At 73.5% G+C, this 17,600-nt stretch carries 15 protein-coding genes; 6 read left to right on the top strand and 9 right to left on the bottom strand.

Features of this window, described 5'->3' with window-relative positions; all coding sequences use genetic code 11:
- Window positions 1-219: 219 nt before the first annotated feature.
- From AC3ET3_RS08885 to AC3ET3_RS08860, 6 genes are all read left to right on the top strand, one after another.
- A complete protein-coding gene (locus tag AC3ET3_RS08885) occupies window positions 220-3,930 on the top strand; it encodes a nitrate reductase subunit alpha (protein WP_435611935.1) in 3,711 nt (1,236 codons plus the stop codon).
- A gap of 1 nt (window position 3,931) precedes the next feature.
- The gene (gene narH / locus AC3ET3_RS08880) at window positions 3,932-5,479 is read left to right on the top strand and encodes a nitrate reductase subunit beta (RefSeq protein WP_432138428.1); all 1,548 of its coding nucleotides are present in this window, start codon (window positions 3,932-3,934) and stop codon (window positions 5,477-5,479) included.
- Entirely contained in the window at window positions 5,476-6,243 is a 768-nt protein-coding gene (narJ, locus tag AC3ET3_RS08875) for a nitrate reductase molybdenum cofactor assembly chaperone (protein ID WP_432138429.1), read from the top strand. The genes narH and narJ overlap by 4 nt, the downstream gene beginning before the upstream one ends.
- Entirely contained in the window at window positions 6,240-6,959 is a 720-nt protein-coding gene (gene narI, locus AC3ET3_RS08870) for a respiratory nitrate reductase subunit gamma (RefSeq protein WP_432138430.1), read from the top strand. Before narJ ends, narI begins: the two co-directional genes overlap by 4 nt.
- A gap of 328 nt (window positions 6,960-7,287) precedes the next feature.
- On the top strand, window positions 7,288-8,955 hold the full coding sequence (ctaD, locus tag AC3ET3_RS08865) for an aa3-type cytochrome oxidase subunit I (RefSeq protein WP_432138431.1): 1,668 nt from the start codon (window positions 7,288-7,290) through the stop codon (window positions 8,953-8,955).
- A gap of 2 nt (window positions 8,956-8,957) precedes the next feature.
- Window positions 8,958-9,518 (top strand): hypothetical protein, encoded by a 561-nt coding sequence (locus AC3ET3_RS08860; RefSeq protein ID WP_432138432.1) that lies wholly within the window; start codon window positions 8,958-8,960, stop codon window positions 9,516-9,518.
- A 263-nt stretch (window positions 9,519-9,781) separates the two neighbouring features.
- On the opposite strand, the gene hypE is transcribed toward AC3ET3_RS08860, so the two are convergent.
- The 9 genes from hypE to AC3ET3_RS08815 form a co-directional block, all read right to left on the bottom strand.
- Window positions 9,782-10,816 carry a hydrogenase expression/formation protein HypE gene (gene hypE / locus AC3ET3_RS08855; protein WP_435611934.1) on the bottom strand — a complete coding sequence of 345 codons (1,035 nt, stop codon included), beginning with the start codon at window positions 10,814-10,816 and terminating at the stop codon, window positions 9,782-9,784.
- Window positions 10,813-11,928 (bottom strand): hydrogenase formation protein HypD, encoded by a 1,116-nt coding sequence (gene hypD, locus AC3ET3_RS08850; protein WP_432138434.1) that lies wholly within the window; start codon window positions 11,926-11,928, stop codon window positions 10,813-10,815. Before hypD ends, hypE begins: the two co-directional genes overlap by 4 nt.
- The gene (locus tag AC3ET3_RS08845) at window positions 11,925-12,563 is read right to left on the bottom strand and encodes a CBS domain-containing protein (protein ID WP_432138435.1); all 639 of its coding nucleotides are present in this window, start codon (window positions 12,561-12,563) and stop codon (window positions 11,925-11,927) included. Before AC3ET3_RS08845 ends, hypD begins: the two co-directional genes overlap by 4 nt.
- Window positions 12,556-13,926 (bottom strand): Ni/Fe hydrogenase subunit alpha, encoded by a 1,371-nt coding sequence (locus AC3ET3_RS08840; RefSeq protein ID WP_432138436.1) that lies wholly within the window; start codon window positions 13,924-13,926, stop codon window positions 12,556-12,558. Before AC3ET3_RS08840 ends, AC3ET3_RS08845 begins: the two co-directional genes overlap by 8 nt.
- Window positions 13,923-14,678, bottom strand: coding sequence for an NADH-quinone oxidoreductase subunit B family protein (locus tag AC3ET3_RS08835; RefSeq protein ID WP_432138437.1), 756 nt, complete (start codon window positions 14,676-14,678; stop codon window positions 13,923-13,925). Before AC3ET3_RS08835 ends, AC3ET3_RS08840 begins: the two co-directional genes overlap by 4 nt.
- Before the next feature lies 1 nt (window position 14,679).
- The gene (locus AC3ET3_RS08830) at window positions 14,680-15,486 is read right to left on the bottom strand and encodes an FAD/NAD(P)-binding protein (RefSeq protein ID WP_432138438.1); all 807 of its coding nucleotides are present in this window, start codon (window positions 15,484-15,486) and stop codon (window positions 14,680-14,682) included.
- Window positions 15,483-15,947: a Crp/Fnr family transcriptional regulator gene (locus AC3ET3_RS08825; protein WP_432138439.1), complete on the bottom strand. Its 465-nt coding sequence runs from the start codon at window positions 15,945-15,947 to the stop codon at window positions 15,483-15,485. The genes AC3ET3_RS08830 and AC3ET3_RS08825 overlap by 4 nt, the downstream gene beginning before the upstream one ends.
- Window positions 15,944-17,089 (bottom strand): 4Fe-4S dicluster domain-containing protein, encoded by a 1,146-nt coding sequence (locus tag AC3ET3_RS08820; RefSeq protein ID WP_432157722.1) that lies wholly within the window; start codon window positions 17,087-17,089, stop codon window positions 15,944-15,946. The genes AC3ET3_RS08825 and AC3ET3_RS08820 overlap by 4 nt, the downstream gene beginning before the upstream one ends.
- Before the next feature lie 253 nt (window positions 17,090-17,342).
- A complete protein-coding gene (locus AC3ET3_RS08815; RefSeq protein ID WP_432138441.1) occupies window positions 17,343-17,600 on the bottom strand; it encodes a HypC/HybG/HupF family hydrogenase formation chaperone in 258 nt (85 codons plus the stop codon).

Below are 17,600 nucleotides of genomic sequence, written 5' to 3'. Positions count from 1 at the left end.
AGCGGAGGCCGGGGCCGAGGCCCGGCGCGGTCGTGACGCGCCGTCGCCCGCGGTCACCGTCAGCCTGCCCCGCCCGAAGCGCCCCCCTCCCCGGCCGACCGGCCCCACCACCGGGACCAAGGGTCCCTGCCCCGGTGGTGCGGGCCCGGGCCGGTAAGTCGTCCGCCGGGGACCGGTCGACCCAGGTTCCGCGCGCCCCGCGCCCTCTACGTTCGCCCCATGGAGAACGACGAGACCGCGCGCCGCCCCGACGACCGGCGCGCAGCCGAGGGCTGGCCGCTGGCCGCGCGCCGCCTGCTGACGCGCCGTGAGGTGTCCGCCGACGGCCGGGCGGTGTACGGGCAGGGCGACCCCGCGTGGGAGGGCTTCTACCGGGACCGCTGGGCCCACGACAAGGTCGTGCGCTCCACGCACGGCGTGAACTGCACCGGGTCCTGCTCGTGGATGGTGTACGTCAAGGACGGGATCATCACCTGGGAGCACCAGGCCACCGACTACCCGTCGATCGGCACCGACTGCCCGGAGTACGAGCCGCGCGGCTGCCCGCGAGGCGCCTCCTTCTCCTGGTACACCTACTCGCCCAGCCGGGTCCGCTACCCGTACGTGCGCGGCGCCCTGCTCAAGCTGTGGCGCGAGGCCCGCCGCCGCCTCGGCGACCCGGTGGCCGCCTGGGCCGAGATCACCGGCGACCCGGCCAAGGCCCGCGCCTACAAGCGGGCCCGCGGCAAGGGCGGCCTGGTCCGCGCCGACTGGGACGAGGTCAGCGAGCTGATCGCCGCCGCCCACGTCCACACCGTCAAGCGGTACGGCCCCGACCGCGTCGCCGGCTTCTCCCCGATCCCCGCGATGTCGATGGCCTCCTTCGCGGCCGGCGCCCGCTTCATGTCGCTGATCGGCGGCACCCTGCTGTCCTTCTACGACTGGTACGCCGACCTGCCCGTCGCCTCCCCGCAGGTGTTCGGCGACCAGACGGACGTGCCCGAGGCGGCCGACTGGTGGAACACCGGCTACCTGATCATGTGGGGATCCAACATCCCCGTCACCCGCACCCCCGACGCCCACTTCCTCACCGAGACCCGCTACAACGGCACCAAGGTCGTCGCGGTCAGCCCCGACTACGCCGACAACGTCAAGCACGCCGACGAGTGGCTCAGCCCGCACCCCGGCACGGACGGTGCCCTCGCCATGGCCATGGGCCACGTGATCCTGCGCGAGTTCCTCGTCGACCGCGAGGTGCCCTACTTCCGGGACTACCTGGGCAAGTTCACCGACGCCCCCTTCCTGGTCACCCTGCGCGAGCACGCCGACGGCCTGGTCCCGGACGGCTTCCTCACCGCCGCCGACCTCGGCGGCGACGAGGCGACCCAGGAGAACGCCGACTCCAAGACCGTCCTCGTGGACGGCGCCACCGGCGAACCCGTCGTCCCCAACGGCTCCCTCGGCCACCGCTGGGCCAAGGAGGACCAGGGCCGCTGGAACCTCGACCTCGGCGACGTGGTGCCCGAGCTGAGCCTGCTGGAGCGGGCCGAGGAGTGCGCGCCCGTGGTGCTGCCCCGCTTCGACGAGGGCACCACCGAGGGCGGTAGCACCATGGTCCGCGGCGTGCCCGTGCGCACGATCGGCGGACGCAAGGTCACCACCGTCTTCGACCTGATGCTCGCCCAGTACGGCGTCGGACGGCCGGGCCTGCCCGGCACCTGGCCCACCTCCTACGACGACGCGGAGCAGCCGAACACCCCGGCCTGGCAGGAGACCATCACCTCCGTCCCCGCCGAGCAGGCGGCCCGTATCGCCCGCGAGTTCGCCCGCAACGCGGAGCGCACCCGGGGCCGCTCCATGATCGCTCTCGGTGCCGGCACCAACCACTGGTTCCACTCCGACACCATCTACCGCGCCTTCCTGGCCCTGCTCACCATGACCGGCTGCCAGGGCGTCAACGGCGGCGGCTGGGCCCACTACGTCGGCCAGGAGAAGGTCCGCCCGGTCACCGGCCTGCAGCACCTCGCCTTCGCCTTCGACTGGCAGCGGCCCACCCGGCACATGGCGGGCACCTCCTACTGGTACCTGAACTCCGACCAGTGGCGCTACGAGGCGTTCGGGCCCGAGGAACTGGCCTCCCCGCTGGGCGAGGGCCGGTTCGCGGGCAAGGGCTTCGCGGACTGCCTGGCCCAGGCCGTCCGGCTGGGCTGGACGCCGGGCCACCCCGGCTTCAACCGCAACCCGCTCGACCTGACGGACGAGGCGAAGGCGGCGGGCCGCCCGGTCGCCGACCACATCGTCGACGAGCTGAAGTCCGGTCGGCTCCGGTTCGCCGCCGAGGACCCCGACGACCCCGCCAACTTCCCGCGCGTGCTCACCGTGTGGCGGGCCAACCTGCTCGGCTCCTCCGGCAAGGGCAACGAGTACTTCCTGCGCCACCTGCTCGGCGCCGACGCCGCCGTCCGCTCCGCCGAGACCCCGCCCGAGGACCGGCCCAAGGACGTGGTGTGGCGCGAGGAGGCCCCCGAGGGCAAACTCGACCTGCTGGTCACCATGGACTTCCGGATGACCTCCACCGGACTGCTGTCCGACGTGGTCCTGCCGGCCGCGACCTGGTACGAGAAGGACGACCTGTCCAGCACGGACATGCACCCCTTCGTGCACGCCTTCACCCCGGCCATCACCCCGCCCTGGCAGGCCCGCACCGACTACGACGCCTTCCTCACCATCGCCGACCGGTTCAGCGAGCTGGCCGGCGAGCACCTGGGCAGGCGCACCGACGTGCTTCCCGTGCCGCTGCTGCACGACACCCCCGACGAACTCGCCCAGCCGGGCGGCGTCGTACGGGACTGGAAGACCGGGGAGTGCGAGCCGGTCCCGGGGCGCACCATGCCCAAGCTGGTCGTCGTCGAACGGGACTACGCCGCCACCGCGCAGAAGATGCGCGCCGTCGGCCCGCTGCTGGACACCCTCGGCACCACCACCAAGGGCGTCACCGTCCACCCCGGCAAGGAACTCGACGACCTGCGGCGCCGGTGCGGCACCGTGCGCGACGGCATCGCCGCCGGGCGGCCCTCCCTGGCCACCGCCTCCGACATGTGCGAGGCCATCCTCGCCCTGTCCGGCACCACCAACGGCCGCCTGGCCACCGAGGGCTTCCGCGAACTGGAGCGGCAGACCGGCAGCGAGGGCCTGGTGGAGCTGGCCGCCGAACGCGAGGCCGAGCGGATCACCTTCGCCGACACCCGCACCCAGCCCCGCTCCGTGATCACCTCCTACGAGTGGTCCGGCTCGGAGACCGGCGGCCGCCGCTACTCGCCGTTCGTCATCAACACCGAGCACTTCAAGCCCTGGCACACCCTCACCGGCCGCCAGCACTTCTTCGTCCAGCACGACTGGATGACCGAACTCGGCGAGCAGCTCCCCGTCTACCGGCCGCCGCTGAACACGCCCCGCCACTACGGCGACGAGCACTTGCGCGAGGACGGCCGCGCCGAGGTCACGGTCCGCTACCTGACCCCGCACTCGAAGTGGTCCATCCACTCCAACTACCAGGACAACGCGCACATGCTCGCCCTGTCCCGGGGCGGCCCGGTCATCTGGATGTCCCGGGAGGACGCCGAGAAGATCGGCGTCGGGGACAACGACTGGATCGAGGCGTACAACCGCAACGGCGTCGTCGCCTGCCGGGCAGTGGTCACCCACCGCATGCCCGAGGGAACCGTGTACATGTACCACGCCCAGGACCGCAACGTGAACGTGCCGAAGACCGAGGTCACCGGCAAGCGCGGCGGCATCCACAACTCGCTCACCCGGCTGCTGCTCAAGCCCACCCACCTCGCGGGCGGCTACGCGCAGTTCACCTACGCCTTCAACTACTACGGCCCGACCGGAAACCAGCGCGACGAGGTCACGGTCATCCGCCGTCGCTCGCAGGACGTGGAGTACTGACATGCCCCGTGGCAAAGCCCCCATCGGACGCGTGATGGCCCAGATCGCGATGGTGATGAACCTCGACAAGTGCATCGGGTGCCACACCTGCTCGGTCACCTGCAAGCAGACGTGGTCCAACCGGCCCGGCGTGGAGTACGCCTGGTTCAACAACGTCGAGACCAAGCCCGGCGTCGGCTACCCCCGCCGCTACGAGGACCAGGAGCACTGGAAGGGCGGCTGGATGCTGGACAGGCGGGGCCGGCTGGTCCTGCGCTCCGGCGGCCGCGTCAGGCGCCTGCTGTCGCTGTTCTCCAACCCCGACCTGCCCGCCATCGAGGACTACTACGAGCCGGTCACCTACGACTACGACAACCTCGTCAGCGCCCCCGCCGGCGACGACATGCCGGTCGCCCGCCCGCGCTCCGTCCTCACCGGCCGGCCCACCGACATCACCTGGGGCGCCAACTGGGAGGACGGCCTCGGCGGCGCCCCCGAACACGCCGGCGCCGACCCCAACCTGACGGGGGAGTGGGCCGAGAAGGTCAGGTTCGAGTTCGAGCAGACCTTCCTCTTCCACCTGCCCCGGCTGTGCGAGCACTGCCTGAACCCGGCCTGCGTGTCCGCCTGCCCGTCCGGCGCGATGTACAAGCGGGTCGAGGACGGCATCGTCCTGGTCGACCAGGACAGGTGCCGCGGCTGGCGCATGTGCGTCACGGCGTGCCCGTACAAGAAGGTGTACGTCAACCACGCCACCGGCAAGGCCGAGAAGTGCACCTTCTGCTTCCCCCGCATCGAGGCCGGCCAGCCCACCGTCTGCTCCGAGACCTGCGTGGGCCGGCTGCGCTACCTCGGCCTGCTCCTCTACGACGCCGACCGCGTCGGCGAGGCCGCCGCCACCCCGGACGAGAAGGACCTGCTGGACGCCCAGCGCGACGTCTTCCTCGACCCGCACGACCCCGAGGTGGCCGCCGCGGCCCGCGAGTCCGGCATCCCCGAGGACTGGCTGGCCGCCGCCCGCCGCTCCCCGGTGTACGACCTGGTCTCCCGCTACAGGGTGGCCCTGCCGCTGCACCCGGAGTACCGCACCCTGCCCATGGTCTGGTACGTGCCGCCGCTCTCCCCCGTGCTGGACGCGGTCGACGCCGCAGGCGGCGACCAGGACGACCCCGACCACGTCTTCGCCGCCGTCACCCGGCTGCGCATCCCGCTGGAGTACCTGGCGAGCCTCTTCACCGCCGGCGACACCGACGTCGTCGCCGGGGTGCTGATGAAGCTCACCGCGCTGCGCTCCTTCATGCGCGAACGCATCCTCGGCGAGAGCGGCGACGAGGCCGCCCTGAAGGCCGTCGGGCTCACCGCCCGCGAGGCCGAGGACCTGCACCGGCTGCTCGCCGTCGCCAAGTACGAGGACCGCTACGTCGTCCCCGCCGCCCACAAGGAGGACGCCGCCGCGCTCACCGCGATGGAGAACCGCTGCCCGGTGGAGTCCTCCGGCGAGCCCGCGGAACGCCGCGTGATGCTCGGCATCCCCACCCTGCGCCGCTCCACGACGGGAGACACCGCATGAGCCCCCTGCCGGCCACCGTCCCGGGCATCGTCCGCACCCGGGTGCGCGCCGCCGTCCGCCGCCACCGCCCCGAGGCCGCGGCGGACCCCGCCCAGGGCGAGCACCGCGCCCTGCTGCTGCGGCTGATGTCGCTGACGCTCCAGTACCCCGACGACGAGCTCGCCGCCGCCCGTCCCGCCGTGGCCGCCACCGTCGCCGCCCTGCCCGACTCCCCGGCCGGCGCCGAACTCGCCGCGTTCGCCGAGTGGTTCACCGGCGAGGATCCCGACGCGCTGACCCGGCACTACGTCGAGACGTTCGACCTGCGCCGCAGGAGCAGCCTCTACCTCACCTACTACCTGCACGGCGACACCCGCCGTCGCGGCATGGCCCTGCTCGCCCTCGCCCAGCGCTACCGGGCGGCCGGCTGGGACGTCGGCGGCGGCGAACTGCCCGATCACCTGCCGGTGGTGCTGGAGTTCGCCGCGCTGTGCGGGCCGGGCGCCGGCGAGGCGCCGCTGCGCCAGCACCGGCGCGGCATCCAGCTGGTGCACCGGGCGCTCACCGACGCCGGCTCGCCCTACCGGCACGTCCTGGCCGCCCTGCTGGCCCTGCTGCCGCCGCCCACCGAGGAGGACCGGAGGGCGGTCGCCGAACTCGCCGCACAGGGCCCGCCGAACGAGGACGTCGGCCTCGACCCGTACGCCGGAGACCTGTTCGCCCCGCCCGGCGCCTTCGTCCCGCCCGCCCCCGCCCCGCCGACCACCGTGGAAGAACACCGATGAACGTCTCAGGCACCGACCTGCTGCTGTGGGTCGCCTTCCCCTACGTCTGCCTCGCCGTGTTCGCCGTCGGCCACGTCTGGCGCTACCGGCAGGACCAGTTCGGCTGGACCTCGCACACCAGCCAGCTCCTCGAACACCGCTGGCTGCGCTGGGGCAGTCCGCTGTTCCACCTCGGCGCGTTCATGGTGATCGCCGGACACGTGGTCGGCCTGGCCGTCCCCGCCTCCTGGACCGAGGCCGCCGGGATCTCCGAACACGCGTACCACACCACGGCCGTCGTCGCCGGCTCGGTGGCCGGCGTCGCCATGGTCCTGGGCCTCGGGATGCTGTGCGCCCGCCGGCTGCTGACCCGCCGGATCCGCATCACCACCGACCGCAGCGACAAGGTCCTCTTCCCGCTGCTCTCGGCCACCGTGCTGCTCGGCATCACCGCCACCGCCGCGCACAACGTCTTCGGCGGCGGCTACGACTACCGCGAGACCGTCTCCGTCTGGTTCCGCGGCGTGTTCACCCTCCAGCCCGAGCCGGAGGCCATCACGGGCGCGCCGCTGCTGTTCCAGCTGCACGCCCTCACCGCCTGCCTGCTCTTCGCGGCCTGGCCGTTCACCCGCCTGGTCCACGTGTGGAGCGTGCCGGTCGGCTACCTGGTCCGGCCGTACATCGTCTACCGGCGCCGCGCCACCACGGCACCGGCGCGGCAGCACGCCACCCGGTGACCCCGCCGGCCGGCCCCCGCGGGGGCCGGCCCACGGTCCCGGGCACCACCGACGGCTCGGGCGGAGTCCGTCTTCTCCTCCGCCCGAGCCGTCCGTCCGCATGCCCGCCGGCCGGTCCGCGGACCGCCCCCGCCGTCCGCCGACCGCCGGGCCGAACAGGGCCCTTGGGCCCTGTTCACGGGTCCCACGGCCCTACCGGCAGGGGGGCACCCAGCCACGATCATGAGGCGGCGGCCGGAAGGGCCGGGTACGACATGATCGGGAGGGACACCGTCCGGTGGACGAGGTACAGACACAACACGCGGGACCCACGGCACCCACGCCGCCGGTGACCGGGAGCCCGCAGACGGCGGCGAGGGCGGCGGCCCGACCGCCCTGGACGGACTGGCTGACGACCACGGACCACAAGAAGATCGGGACGATGTACCTGGTCTCCGCGTTCGTGTTCTTCATCGTCGGAGGCCTGCTGGCGCTGCTGATGCGCGCCGAACTCGCCCGGCCCGGACTGCAGATCGTGTCCAACGAGCAGTTCAACCAGGCGTTCACCATGCACGGCTCGATCATGCTGCTGCTCTTCGCGATGCCGCTGTTCACCGGCTTCGCCAACTGGATCATGCCGCTGCAGATCGGCGCCCCCGACGTGGCCTTCCCCCGGCTGAACATGCTGGCCTACTGGCTGTTCCTGTTCGGTTCCCTGATCGCCGCGGGCGGCTTCCTCACCCCGGACGGCGCGGCCGACTTCGGCTGGTTCCTGTACGCGCCGCTGTCCGACGCCGTGCACTCGCCGGGCGTCGGCGCCGACATGTGGATCATGGGTGTGGCGCTGTCCGGGTTCGGCTCGATCCTCGGCGCGGTCAACTTCATCACCACCATCATCTGCATGCGCGCCCCCGGCATGACCATGTTCCGCATGCCGATCTTCACCTGGAACGTGCTGCTGACCGGTGTCCTGGTCCTGCTGGTCTTCCCGGTGCTGGCCGCCGCGCTGTTCGCCCTGGAGTGCGACCGCAGGTTCGGCTCCCACGTCTTCGACCCGGCCAACGGCGGGGCCCTGCTGTGGCAGCACCTGTTCTGGTTCTTCGGCCATCCCGAGGTGTACATCCTCGCCCTGCCGTTCTTCGGCATAGTCTCCGAGGTGATCCCGGTCTTCTCCCGCAAGCCGATGTTCGGCTACGTGGGCCTGATCGGCGCCACCATCGCCATCGCCGGCCTGTCGGTGACCGTGTGGGCGCACCACATGTACGTCACCGGCGGTGTGCTCCTGCCGTTCTTCTCCTTCATGACGTTCCTGATAGCCGTGCCGACCGGCGTGAAGTTCTTCAACTGGATCGGCACGATGTGGAAGGGCTCGCTGTCCTTCGAGACACCGATGCTGTGGGCGACCGGCTTCCTGGTCACCTTCACCTTCGGCGGCCTGACCGGCGTCATCCTGGCCTCCCCGCCGATGGACTTCCACGTCTCCGACACCTACTTCGTCGTCGCGCACTTCCACTACACGCTGTTCGGCACGGTGGTCTACGCGATGTTCGCCGGATTCCACTTCTGGTGGCCGAAGATGACCGGCAAGATGCTCGACGAGCGGCTCGGCAAGGTCACCTTCTGGACGCTGACGGCCGGTTTCCACCTCACCTTCCTGATCCAGCACTGGCTGGGCGTGGAGGGCATGCCGCGCCGGTACGCGGACTATCTCGCGGCGGACGGCTTCACCGTCCTCAACACCCTGTCCACCATCGGCTCGTTCGTCCTCGGCCTGTCGCTGCTGCCGTTCTTCTACAACGTCTGGAAGACCGCCCGGTACGGCGAGCCCGTCGGCGTCGACGACCCGTGGGGCTACGGCCGTTCCCTGGAGTGGGCGACCTCCTGCCCGCCCCCGCGCCACAACTTCGCCCGGCTGCCCCGCATCCGCAGCGAGTCCCCGGCGTTCGACCTGCACCACCCGGAGATCGCCGAGTTCGAGGCGGCGCGCCGGGCCGAACTCGAAGCGGCGGTGAGCTAGTCGTGGCACACGCCGTCCTCGCCCTGGGAGCCACGACGCTGACCGCCTCCGGCTGTGTCTGGTACGTGCCGGCGCTGGCCGACCTGCGCGCCGGAGCCGACCGTCCGGTCTCCCGCCGTACGGCCGCCGCCTCCTGTGTCACCGGATGGGGCGCGACCGGCGCCCTGGCCGTGCTCCTGCTGCTGGTCGACGCCTGGTGGATCCACGGCACCTGGGCCGCCGCCGGGGCCGCCACCGCGGTGGCCCTGCGGGCCCGGGCCGTCGTCCAGCGGCGCCGCGAGCTGCGGGAGGCGGCACGCGGGTGGGACCGCCTGGGGGGCGGGCCGCTCCCGGCGGACCCCACCCGCTCCCGCCGCACAGTGGCCGTCCTCGTCGTCACCGGGCTGCTCACGGCCACGGCCGCGGCGCTCCTGGCGACCGCCCGCCCCGGCACCCCGGGGTCCTGGCCGGCGACGGCCGGCGCCCCGGCGGCCGTCCTGGCCGTCTTCCTCGTCATCGCCCTCACCCACGCCCACACCGTCCGCCACCGTGCCGCCCAACGCGATCCCGGCCGCCCCGGCTGAGTCCCCGGCCGGCTTTTCCTCCCGCCCCCGCCCGCACACGGCCCCGCGCCGGCACCTGCGGGGCGGGGGCGGAGACCGGAAGGGCATGCGGCAGTCCCACGTCTACGGGCCCCGCGGACCGGTGACCGCGGGAGCCCGTGTCACCCGTCCCGGGGCGGCCGGACCCCGTCCGGTGCCCGGCGCAGGCAGCCGGGGCCGGAGCCCGCGGGAGCCCGTGCCGGCAGCCCCGGAGAAGCCGTGACCGCGGGACGGGCGGGGCGACGTCAGCAGATCCGGGGCAACTGCTCGCCCAGCGGCATGTCCACGATGCGCCGCGCCCCGACCAGCGTCCGCAGCGTCACCCGCCCCGGCGCGCCCCCGGCCGGCACCTCCCCGATCCGCACGGCCCCGGCCCCCTCCGGCAGCGACCGCAGCGCGGCCAGCGCCTCCTCGGCCCGCTCCGGTGAGACGAACGCGACCAGACACCCCTCGTTGGCGACCACGAGCGGGTCCAGGCCCAGCAGATCGCAGGCCGAGGCCACCGCCTCCGGCACGGGCACCGCGGCCTCCTCGATCTCCACCGCCACCCGCGAGTCCCGGGCGATCTCGTTCAGCGCGGCGGCCAGCCCGCCCCGGGTCGGATCGCGCAGCACGTGCACCGCCTCCCCGACCGGCGCCAGCGCCCTGACCAGCCGGTGCAGCGGCCGGGTGTCCGAGGCGATGCCGGTCTCGAAGCCCAGCCCCTCCCGGGTGGACAGCACGGTGGTGCCGTGCAGCCCGACCGGCCCCGACAGCAGCACCGTGTCACCCGGCCGGGCCAGCGCCGCGGACGGGCGCAGCGTCTCGTGCCGCCGGCCGACGCCCGTCGTGGTGACGAACAGCCGGTCCGCCGCCCCCCGGCCCACCACCTTGGTGTCCCCGGTGACCACCGGCACCCCGGCGTCCTGCGCCGCCTTGCCCAGGGACGCCATGACCGCGCGCAGTTCGGCCAGCGGCAGCCCCTCCTCCACGATCAGCGCCACGGACAGCGCTAGCGGCCACGCCCCCCGCATCGCCAGGTCGTTCACCGTGCCGTGCACCGCCAGCGACCCGATGTCCCCGCCGGGGAAGAACAGCGGGCTGACCACGAAACCGTCGGTGCTGATCACCAGGTCCGGATGCCCGGGCAGCAGCGCCGCGTCCTCCAGCGGGCCGGTGTCCTCGGCCACGGCGGGCAGGATCAGCCGGTCCAGCAACTCGGCGGTCAGCCGCCCGCCGGCACCGTGGCCCAGCAGCACCACCTCGTCGTCATGACGGGGGAGGGGACAGTCGAAGGTCATGCCGGACTCCTCACCTGATCGCGGGCGGCGGTACGCCCCGCCGCGTAGAAGGCGGCACAGGTGCCCTCCGACGACACCATCGGCGCACCGAGCGGATGCCGCGGCGTGCAGCGCACCCCGTACGCCGGGCAGTCCGTGGGCAGCTTCGCCCCGGTGAGGACCGCCCCCGCGATGCACTGGGCGTCCTCCACCGGCCGCAGCCCGCCCACGTCGAACCGCCGGGCCGCGTCGAAGCGCTCGTACCCCTCGGTGAGCTCCAGCCCGCTGCCGGGCAGCGGACCGATGCCCCGCCAGGCCCGGTCGGTCACCCGGAACACCTCCCGGACCGCGTCCTGCGCCGCGGTGTTGCCCGAGCGGCGCACGGCCCGCACGTACTGGTTCTCCACCTCGTGCCGGCCCGCCTCCAGCTGCCGGACCGCCAGGAGGATCCCCTCCAGCAGGTCCAGCGGCTCGAACCCCGTCACCACGATCGGCACCCGGTACCGGGCGGCGATCGGCTCGTACTCCCGCCACCCCATCACCGCGCACACGTGCCCGGCCGCCAGGAACGCCTGCACCTCGCAGTCCGGGTCCTGAAGCAGTGCCGTCATCGCGGGCGGCACCAGCACATGGCTGACCAGCAGCGAGAAGTTCGTCAGCCCCAGCCGGGCCGCGTGCAGCACCGCCGTGGCGTTGGCCGGCGCCGTCGTCTCGAAGCCGACCGCCAGGAACACCACCTCGCGCTCCGGGTGCCGCGCCGCCAGCCGCACCGCGTCCATCGGCGCGTACACCACGCGCACGTCCGCGCCGCGCGCCCGCAGCGACAGCAGGTCGGTGTCCGTGCCGGGCACCCGCAGCATGTCGCCGAAACTGGTCAGGATCACCTCCGGGCGGGCCGCGACGGCCATCGCACGGTCCAGGGTCTCCAGGGGGGTCACACAGACCGGGCAGCCCGGACCGTGGATCATCCGCATCCCGGCGGGCAGCAGCTCGTCGATGCCCTGGCGGACCAGGGTGTGGGTCTGACCGCCGCACACCTCCATGATCCGCCACGGGCGCGTCGCGGCTCCCCGCAACTCGTCCAGCAGGCGCCGGGCGAGCACCGGGTCGCGGTACTCGTCGAGGTACTTCATCGGTGGGTCAGATCCAGCCGGATGTCCACGACACCCTCCACGGCGCGCACCGCCCGCGCCACCACCGGGACCAGGGCGCGGTCCGGCAGGACACCGTGCACGGTGACCACGCCGTCCGCCACGGACACCGTCAGCGCGGTGGTCAGCGGCATCCGGGTCAGCACGTCGTGCCGGACCTCCTCGGCGATCTCCTCGTCGGAGCGCAGGAACACCTTCAGCAGGTCACCGCGGCTGACCACGCCCTCCAGCAGACCCACCCGGTCCACCACGGGCAGCCGCTTGACGTGCCGGCGCGCCATGATCCGGGCGGCCTCGCCGAGCGTGGCGTCCGCGTGGACGGTCACCGCGGGGCTGCTCATCAGGTCGCCTGCCGTGGTCCCGCCGGCCTTGGCGCGCTCCATCAGCTGCTGCGCGTCCAGGACGAGGCCGTCGTCGGTGGCCCGGAACTCCTCCTTGGGCAGCAGGTCCGCCTCTGACACCACGCCGACGACCCGGCCCTCGCCCTCCAGCACCGGCAGGGCGCTGACCTTCCACTGGTCGAACAGCTCGACGATCTCCTTGAAGGGGGCGTCACGGCCGACGGCGACGACGGTGTGCGTCATCACGTCGCTCACTCGGTACGGGGATTCAGGCATCGCTACCTCCCGAGGGGTGCGCTGAGGTACGGACGACCGTCAGGTCGAGGAAATGGGTGGAACAGGAGATGCACGGATCGTGGTTGCGGATCGCCCGCTCGCACAGATCCGTCAGCTCCGCGTCGGTCGGTTCACCGTCGGCGCGCGCGTCCAGCGCCCGCTGCGCCAGGCGCAGCAGGTCGGCCTCGATCGCGCCCTGGTTCTGCGCGGTCGGCGGGACCAGCAGAGCGTCGGCCACCAGCCCCGCCGCGTCCAGCCGGTAGCGGTGGTACAGCGTCCCGCGCGGCGCCTCCGTCGCCCCGTGCCCGGTGCCCGCGACCGGCGGCACCTCGACGTACGGGCGCTCCGGGGGCTCGTAGCCCTCGACGATGCGCAACGCCTCCTCCACCGCGTACACCGCCTCCACCGCCCGGACCAGGATGGACCGGAACGGGTTGCGGCAGCCGGTCCCCGCGTGGGGGTCGCCCAGCCCGGCCTCCAGGGCCGCCTGGCGGGCCACCGGCGTCAGCTGCCGCCCGTTGACGGAGTACCGGGCGAGCGGCCCGGTCAGATGAGGCCGGCCGTCCAGGCGCGAGTGCAGCGCCGTCGAGTGCGGCACCTGTGTCTCGGTGATCCGCTCGGTGAAGTCGCGCACCGGGAAGGAGAAGCGCTCGCCGTCGGCCCGCAGCGCGGTCGGCGTGCCGCCCTCGATGGCGTACGTGTCCGGCGCGGCCAGCGCCAGCAGGTCGGCGCCGGTGTCCGCGTCCGGGAAGTCGAACCCGGCCACCCAGCGCACCGTGCCCCAGGCGTCGTCCAGCGCCCGCCGCAGCTCCTCGGCCCACGGGCGCAGCTCGTCCGGGGCCGGGGCCCGGTGGAAACCGCCCAGCCGCACGTTGACCGGGTGCACGGCCCGCCCGCCCAGCAGTTCCATCAGCCCGTTGCCCGCCTTCTTCAGGCGCAGCCCCCGTTCCACCTCCGCCCGGTGGGTGCGCGCCAGGTCGATGGCGCTCGGCCGGCCCAGGAAGTCCGGGGCGTGCAGCAGGTGGATGTGCAGCGCGTGGCTCTCGATCCACTCGCCGCAGTACAGCAGCCGGCGCAGCGCCCGGACCGGCTCGGGGACCTCCACCCCGCACGCGTCCTCGACGGCCGCGCACGCGCTCATCTGGTACGCCACCGGGCAGATGCCGCACACCCGCGCCGTGATGTCCGGCGGTTCGGTGTAGGAGCGGCCGCGCAGGAACGCCTCGAAGAACCGCGGCGGTTCGTAGATGTCCAGGCGGGCCCCGGTGACCGTACCGTCGCACACGTCCAGCCGCAGCGCGCCCTCGCCCTCCACCCGGGTCAGCGCCCCGACGTGCAGTACCCGTGATCCGCGGTGTGTCATCGGTCCTGCTCCTTCGCGAAGGCGGCGGCGTTGAAGGTTGTCAGGAGGCGTTCCACGGCGGCGTCGTCGAGGCCGTCCGAGCGCAGCACCGGGATCAGCGCCGGCAGGTTCACCGACCCGGACGGGCCGAAGCAGCCGTAGCAGCCGCGCCCGTAGGCCGGACACAGCGCCCCGCACCCGGCGTGCGTCACCGGCCCGAGGCAGGGCTTGCCCTCGGCGACCATGACACAGACCGCGCCGCGCCGCTTGCACTCGAAGCACACACTGTGGTTCGGCACGTCGGGCTTGCGGCCGACCAGGAACGCGGTGATCACCTCCAGCAGCTGCCGCTTGTCGATCGGGCAGCCGCGCAGCTCGAAGTCGACCTGCACATGGTCCGACACGGGCGTGGAGGTCGCCAGCGAGGAGATGTACTCCGGGTGCGCGTACACCACCCGCCGGTACTCCTCGACGTCGGCGAAGTTCCGCAGCGCCTGGATGCCGCCGGCCGTGGCGCAGGCACCGATCGTCACCAGGCGGCGGGCGGCGGCCCGGATCTCCCGGACCCGCTCCGCGTCCCGCTCCGTGGTGACCGAGCCCTCCACGAGCGCCAGGTCGTACGGCCCGCCCGTCACCGCGCTGGACGCCTCCAGGAAGTGCGCGATGTCGACCCGTCCGGCCAGCGCGAGCAGTTCGTCCTCGCAGTCCAGCAGGGTGAGCTGGCAGCCGTCGCAGGAGGCCAGCTTGTACACGGCCAGCTTGGGCGTGTTCATCTCACAACTCCCTCACCGACAGGAGCGGTTCGGCCCGGTCCCAGCCGACGACCGGCCCGTCCCGGCACACCAGCAGCCCACCGAGCTGACAGTGCCCGCAGTGCCCGGTCGCACAGCGCATGTTGCGCTCCAGCGACACCCTGATCCCCTCCGCGGGGACACCCAGCCGGGACAGCTCACGGGCGGTGGCCCGGATCATCGGCTCCGGCCCGCAGACGAACGCGACCGTGCGGGCCGGGTCGAACGGGGCGCGGCCCAGCAGCTGCGTGACCACGCCGACGTCGCCGCGCCAGTGCGGGGTGGGCCAGTCGACCGTCACCCCGGTGTACGCCGTCGGCCAGCCGGCCGGCTCCGCCGCGAAGACCAGGTCGGCGGGGGTGCGGGCCCCCACGACCACGCTGACCCGTCCGTACGCACCCGGCTCGGCCAGGGCGCGCAGGATCAGCGGCCGCAGCGGGGCCAGCCCGATGCCGCCGGCCACCACCAGCACGTCCCGGCCGCGGGCCCGCTCAAGGCCCCAGCTGGTGCCGTACGGGCCGCGCAGCCCCACGACGTCGCCGACGCGAGCCGCGCACAGGCCCTCGGAGACCGCGCCCACCGCCCGCACCGTGTGGGCGAGGCCGCCCGTGGCCTGCACGGAACTCACCGACAGCGGGATCTCGCCCCGCCCGAAGCAGTGCACCATCGCGAACTGCCCCGGCGCGAACTCGGCCAGCGGCTCCGCGAACGGCTCCAGCCGCAGCGTGACCGTCTCCGCGGTCTCCCGCACCCGGTCGGCCACGCGGTGGGGGACGGGCACGGCGGTCATCGCGGGCCCCCCGTCACATGCGCCCCGTACAGGTCCACCAGCCGGGCCCGGGCCGCGTTCAGCCGGTGCGACAGCACCCGGCCGACCCAGTGACCGACGGCCCGACCGAACGCGGCGTCGTCGGCGCACATCCCGCGCACGGCGACCGCGTCGAACTCCCACGCGGACACCCGGTTGACCGCCTGCGCGCCCAGGTGCCACACATACGGCTCGTACAGCCACGACCAGCCCACCAGGTCACCCTCGCCGAGGGTCTCCACCACGGGTGTCGGATGGCCCGGTACGTGCATGTCCAGCGCCACCGTCCCCTCGCGCAGCACCCAGAACCGGTCCGCCGCGCCGCCCTCGTCGAACAGGCGTGTGCCCGGGGCCAGTTCGACCTCGCGGGCCATGCGCAGCAGCACCTCGCGGTGGTCCGGCGGCAGCGCGTTCGCCAGCCGCAGCGTGCTCCGGGGAGTCATCGCCCGCCCTCCGTCCTCGCCGCGAGCTCGGTGTGCAGGGCGTCGGCCTCCTCGGTGATGTCGATGCCGGCCGGGCACCAGGTGATGCAGCGTCCGCAGCCCACACAGCCCGACGAGCCGAACTGGTCGTACCAGGTGGACAGCTTGTGGGTGAGCCACTGCCGGTAGCGGGCACGGCCGGAGGAACGCACCGGGCCCTCGTGCAGATAGGAGAAGTCGAGGTCGAAGCAGGAGTCCCATTGCTGCCAGCGCTCGGTGTGGTCACCGGTGAGGTCGGTGACCTCCTCCGTGGTCACGCAGAAGCACGTCGGGCACACCATCGTGCAGTTCCCGCAGGTCAGACAGCGGGCGGCGACGTCGTCCCAGCGGTCCGCGTCAAGGCTCGCGCCCATCAGCTCCCGCAGGTCGACCGGGGGCATCGACCGCCCCATCCGCTCCCGGGCCCCGTCCACCGCCGCTCGCGCGCTCTCGCGCGTACCGGCGCCGGCCCGCTCGTGCGGCACGTGGGCCATCAGCTCCGCGCCGTCGGCGCTGCCCACCCGCACCAGGAACCGGTGGCCCTCCTCGTCCACCGTCTCGGTCAGCGCCAGGTCGAAACCGGCGTCGGCGGCCGGCCCGCCGCCCATCGACACACAGAAGCAGGTCGCGCCCGGCTCGGTGCACTCCGCGGCGATCAGGAACGCTCCGCGCCGCCGCGCGCCGTAGCCGGTGTCCTCGTACCGGCCCCCGGTCAGCACCCGGTCCTGGATCGCGATGGCCCGCAGATCGCAGGGCCGCACCCCGAGGAACGCGTACGACGGCGCCTCGGGCTCCTCGGCCCGGAACTCGACGGATCCGTCGGCCGTCCGGTCGGCGCTCCACAGCCGCTCCCGGGCCGGGTGCAGGAAGGTCTTCCAGGACTGCGGTCCCGCGCTGTGCGCGAACGCTGCCCCGTCGGCCCGCCGCACCAGCCGGTAGCGGCCGGCCTCCAGCTCCACCCCCCAGCCGTACGGCAGTTGCTCCGCCGAGGTCAGCTCCGCCAGTACCACGGCCCCGTCCCGCACGGTGGGCCCGATCACCGTCCGCCCCCGCCCCACCAGGACCCTGACCAGCGCGTCCAGTCCCGCGCGATCGATGACCAGTTCGTCTCGGGCGACGTCCATGAATGACGCTCCTCCCAGGTCCCGGGAAACTACGGGTGCCTCCACCGTCAGGTTCGTCCCGGGCACCCGGTCCGCGGCAGGGGCTGACCGGCCCTGGCCGGGGGGCCGACCGGTGCCTGCCGGGCCGTGCCGGGGCCGCGCGCCGCCGGCACGACCGGTGCCCACGCCGACGCGACGCCGCTACCGACGCCGAGCCGGGAGCGGGGAAGGCACGGAGGCGGTGGTGACGCCGGGCCGGGCCATGCCGCCGGCCCTACGGCAGCGGTTCGCCCAGCTCGCCCTCGACCGCGCCCGCCATGGCCCGCAGCACCGCCAGCGTCCGCTCGGCCTCCGCCTCGTCGACCCGGCTGATGGCGAAACCGACGTGCACGATCACATAGGCGCCCACGCCCGCCTCGGGCGTGCAGCTCAGACAGGCCTCGCGCCGGATGCCCCCGAAGTCGACGGTCGCCATCCGCAGCCCCGCCTCCTCGTGGACCTCGACGATCCGGCCCGGAACACCCAGACACAT

The sequence above is a fragment of the Streptomyces sp. bgisy159 genome (assembly GCF_057707805.1).
Note: the sequence above shows the minus strand (reverse complement) of the source record. Positions and strands in the feature narration are given on the sequence as shown.

Coding starts and splice junctions, on each gene's coding strand:
- AC3ET3_RS08885 (WP_435611935.1), top strand. CDS start 220: ATGGAGAACGACGAGACCGCGCGCCGCCCCGACGACCGGCGCGCAGCC.
- narH (WP_432138428.1), top strand. CDS start 3,932: ATGCCCCGTGGCAAAGCCCCCATCGGACGCGTGATGGCCCAGATCGCG.
- narJ (WP_432138429.1), top strand. CDS start 5,476: ATGAGCCCCCTGCCGGCCACCGTCCCGGGCATCGTCCGCACCCGGGTG.
- narI (WP_432138430.1), top strand. CDS start 6,240: ATGAACGTCTCAGGCACCGACCTGCTGCTGTGGGTCGCCTTCCCCTAC.
- hypE (WP_435611934.1), bottom strand. CDS start 10,816: ATGACCTTCGACTGTCCCCTCCCCCGTCATGACGACGAGGTGGTGCTG.
- hypD (WP_432138434.1), bottom strand. CDS start 11,928: ATGAAGTACCTCGACGAGTACCGCGACCCGGTGCTCGCCCGGCGCCTG.
- AC3ET3_RS08845 (WP_432138435.1), bottom strand. CDS start 12,563: ATGCCTGAATCCCCGTACCGAGTGAGCGACGTGATGACGCACACCGTC.
- AC3ET3_RS08840 (WP_432138436.1), bottom strand. CDS start 13,926: ATGACACACCGCGGATCACGGGTACTGCACGTCGGGGCGCTGACCCGG.
- AC3ET3_RS08835 (WP_432138437.1), bottom strand. CDS start 14,678: ATGAACACGCCCAAGCTGGCCGTGTACAAGCTGGCCTCCTGCGACGGC.
- AC3ET3_RS08830 (WP_432138438.1), bottom strand. CDS start 15,486: ATGACCGCCGTGCCCGTCCCCCACCGCGTGGCCGACCGGGTGCGGGAG.
- AC3ET3_RS08825 (WP_432138439.1), bottom strand. CDS start 15,947: ATGACTCCCCGGAGCACGCTGCGGCTGGCGAACGCGCTGCCGCCGGAC.
- AC3ET3_RS08820 (WP_432157722.1), bottom strand. CDS start 17,089: ATGGACGTCGCCCGAGACGAACTGGTCATCGATCGCGCGGGACTGGAC.
- AC3ET3_RS08815 (WP_432138441.1), bottom strand. CDS start 17,600: ATGTGTCTGGGTGTTCCGGGCCGGATCGTCGAGGTCCACGAGGAGGCG.